Annotated in this window: 3 protein-coding genes; 1 reads left to right on the forward strand and 2 read right to left on the reverse strand. The window is 70.3% G+C overall.

Features of this window, described 5'->3' with window-relative positions; genetic code table 11:
- Window positions 1-52: 52 nt before the first annotated feature.
- Window positions 53-1,042, reverse strand: coding sequence for an amidohydrolase family protein (locus CCN42_RS37350; protein WP_086171991.1), 990 nt, complete (start codon window positions 1,040-1,042; stop codon window positions 53-55).
- A gap of 28 nt (window positions 1,043-1,070) precedes the next feature.
- Window positions 1,071-2,762, reverse strand: coding sequence for an FAD-dependent oxidoreductase (locus CCN42_RS37355; protein ID WP_086741723.1), 1,692 nt, complete (start codon window positions 2,760-2,762; stop codon window positions 1,071-1,073).
- 211 nt (window positions 2,763-2,973) lie between these two features.
- Between CCN42_RS37355 and CCN42_RS37360 the strand changes: the two genes are divergently transcribed.
- Window positions 2,974-3,837 (forward strand): cytochrome P450 (locus CCN42_RS37360; protein WP_086741724.1); only part of this gene is annotated, 864 nt, incomplete at its 3' end.

Below are 3,837 nucleotides of genomic sequence, written 5' to 3' on the forward strand. Positions count from 1 at the left end.
GGGACAGCGGCCCTTCGTCGTGGGCGCGGCGTGCGATGCTGCTTGGGGCGCCTCAGCCGGCGAGCGCCGGGAGGAGCCGCAGCGCGTTCTCCCGGTTGATCGCCCGCAGCTGGTCGTCGGAGAGAGCCGGGTCGGCGTCCAGCGCGGGCGCCGTCACGTCGGCGATGACGTGGCCCGGGGTGGGCGGCCAGTCCGTGCCGAACAGGATGCGGCTCGGGTCCACGGCGGCCAGCAGGGTGGGCGTGGCCGAGGGTGACATGGGGCCCGCCGTGTCGTAGTAGAAGCGGTGCAGGTAGTCACGGACCCGGCCCGGCTCGATCGGCGGTGTGAGATGCCCGCCGAAGAGGTCCAGCCGGTCGGCGATGTAGGGCAGGAATCCTCCGCCGTGCGGGAGGATGAAAGTGAGGTTCGGATAGCGGTCGAGGGTGCCGTTCCGGATGAGGTTGACGGCCGCGCGGGTGGTGTCCACCAGGAAGTCGCAGACGAACGGCGGCATGCCGGGCAGCCCCGCGTTCCCGCTCCCCGGCTTCCCCGCCGGCACCTCCATCGGGTGGGTGCTGACGACGGCGTGCCGCTCGTCCAGTTCCCTCAGCAGCCGGTCGTGCGACGGGTCACCGAGGTAGACGCCGTCCATGCTCGTCCGCGTGCTCACGCCGACGGCCCCCAGCTCGTCGAGGCCGTACGTGAGGCTCCACGAGGACAGTTCCAGGTCGTCGAGGAAGACCGGGGTGAAGAACCGGAAGCGCGCGGGATGGCGCTCGACGACGTCGGCCGCCGCCCGCAGGGCCACCCGCGCGCTCTCCTGACGCTCCGCGCGTTCGCGGAGCCGGCCGAGCATCGCCACCGTCATGACGGCGGTGCCGATGCCCGTCTTGTCCATGACCTCCAGGGCCGTGTCCAGGTCCCAGCGCGTCCACCAGGGCAGCTTCTCGCGGTCGGCGACACCGCGTTCCTCCGCCCAGTCCAGCCAGGCGGGCGCGGTGAAGTGGTGATGGACGTCGACCCGGCCCGCGGCGGGGGTGTCGTCGAGTGCTGTGCTCATAGGCCCTGTCCTCTTCGGCGATGGGGGTTCACAGGCGGCCGAGGACCGTCTGCAGCGCGGTCGTCAGCATCCGGTCGGCGTGCGGCAGTTCGGCGTGCGCCCGCCAGGCGATGAACCCGTCCGGGCGGACCAGGACGGCTCCGTCCTCGGCCGCGCCGTGCAGCTTCGCCCAGTCGGCGTCCGGCTCGGGGACCAGGTCGCACTCGGGGCGGTCACCGACCAGGTGGCACTCCACCGGCAGGCCGAGGTTCTCGGAGGCCTTCGCGGCGGCGGCGCGCCAGACCTGGCCCTGGGCCCCGGCGAGGAGCACGAAGGACCGCTCGTACAGATCCAGCGTGGAGATGCGCACGCCGTCCCTGGTGACCCACATGTGCGGGGCACGGGTGCCCGGGTCGCCGCCGAGCTGGAAGGTCTCGGGCACCACCGGAAGGTCGGGGGAGGCGCCGAGCACCGCCGCGGAGGCGTACCGGTAGCACAGCGCCACGGTCATCAGGTCCTCCGGGTCGTTGTTGCGGGTCGCCGCGGAGCTGAACCCCGGGTGCTCCTCCTCCACCGCCTGCACGGACGCCCGGGTGCTGGTGGTGAGGGCGACGGGCCGCCGTTCCCGCTCGTAGCTGTCCAGCAGCGACGGCTCGGCCCAGCCGCGGAGCACCGCGGCGAGTTTCCACGCGAGGTTGTGGGCGTCCTGGATTCCCGTGTTGGAACCGAACGCCCCGGTGGGCGGCATTTCGTGGGCCGCGTCACCGGCCAGGAACACCCGGCCGTGACCGTAGCTGTCGGCGACCCGCTTCGACGCGTGCCAGGGTGCCTTTCCGGTGACCTCGACATCGAGATCGGGCACGCCGGCGGCGGCCCGGACATGGTTCGCGCAGCGCTCCTCGGTGAAATCCTCGAGGGTTTCCCCGCGCTCCGGGAACCAGGGGACGTGAATGACCCACCGTTCCTCGTTGTCCACCGGGAGCAGCGCTCCCTCGCCCTGCGGGTCGGTGATGTAGCAGACGACGAATCGCTCGCCGCCCGTGTAGTCCTTCAGGCGCCGGCTGCGGAAGGTGACGCTGACGTTGTGGAACAGCTCACCGGGCCCCGACTGGGCGATTCCCAGCTGATTGCGCACAGGACTTCTGGGGCCGTCCGCGGCCACCAGATAATCCGCCGCCACGGACGTGATCTCACCGGTCTCCCGGTCCTGGATCCGCGCCTGGATTCCCCGCTCGTCCTGCTCGAAGGAGACCAGTTCGGTGCCGAAGCGGATGTCACCGCCCTGGCGGCGGGCCTGCTCCAGCAGCACCGGCTCCAAGTCGTTCTGGCTGCACAGACACCAGTCCGAGGAGCTGACCCGGGACACGTCCATGCCTCCGGAGATGTCCCGGATGATCCAGCGGCGCTGGCTCCCGGTGAGGGTGTCGACCTGGAGGACCCCGTCGTTCCCGGCGAGGGTGGAGGCGGCGGCCCGGATGCGGGCCTCGAGCCCGGCGGTCCGGAAGATCTCCATGGTGCGGACATTGTTTCCGCGGCCTCTCGGATGCGTCGATGTCGCGGCGTGCCGCTCCACGAGCATGTGCTCGATGCCGAGGCGACCGAGGAAAACGGAGGTGGAAAGACCCACCAGGGATCCACCTACGATGAGTACTGGTGCAGATTTGACTGTGCGTCCGCTCACTGAGATTCCTGCCCATCCGGCGGTGCCTAGGTCCGGGAAGTCGGGGACCGGCCTGTCCATGTCTGTCAATCCGTGCAATCCGTGTCTATCAAGCGGTACTTACGTGTGCGATCGGGAACGCCATTTACTGGGCCGGCCGGGTCAACGCGGAAATCTCACACGCATTCACCGGCGGCCCGACCCATATGGCCCAGTCGCGTTTGCCGGGACGCGTGGCGCGGGAAAACGTGGCATTCGACGGAGCCCACCCCGCGAAACCCGGGAGCAGTCAATGACGCAAGCGTTCGCATCCGAGGAACTGTCATCCGAGGAGGCCGCGGCGGCGGCCGCCTCCTGCAGCCGGGAGTTCCGCGCCAACCCGCATCCCGTCTACGCCCGGCTCAGGGAGACCGCGCCGGTGTGCCCGATGTCGCCGCCGCACGGCGTCGAGACCTACCTCATCACGCGGCACGACGACGCCCGCGCCGCGCTGGCCGACCCGCGGCTGAGCAAGGACATGTACGGCGCCATCGACGCCTATCACCGCATCTTCGGCGACTCGTCCATCGCGCTGGACGACAACATGCTCTTCTCCGACCCGCCGAAGCACACCCGGCTGCGGAGGATCGTCGGCAACACCTTCACACCGAAGCGGGTGCAGTCACTGCGTTCGCGCGTGCAGCAGATCACCGAGGACCTGCTGGACGCCTGCCCGGCCTCCCAGCCCGTGAACCTGCTCCCCGAGTTCTGCTTCCCGCTCCCGCTGCACGTCATCTGCGAACTGCTGGGCATCCCGCAGAACGAGCGCAAGCAGGCCCAGGAGTGGTCCGCGACCGTGGCGCAGACCGGCTTCGGGCCCGAGGCGCGCGCCAGGCTGGAGGTGGCCGAGGGCAATCTGCGTGACTACCTGGTGGACCTGATCGCGCGCAAGCGGCAGGAGCCGGACGACGCCCTGCTGAGCGCCCTCGTCGAAGCCCACGACCAGGAGGGCGCCCTCACCGACCACGAACTGGTCTCCACGGCGTGGGTACTGCTCTTCGCGGGCCACAAGTCGACGGCTTACCAGCTCGGCAACGCCCTCTACCACCTGCTCACCCAGCCCGAGCAGAAGCGGCTGGCGCTGCGCGACGAGCGGTCGACGGCCGCGGCCGTCGAG

It is taken from the genome of Streptomyces glaucescens (assembly GCF_002154375.1).
Taxonomy (GTDB): Bacteria; Actinomycetota; Actinomycetes; order Streptomycetales; family Streptomycetaceae; genus Streptomyces; species Streptomyces glaucescens.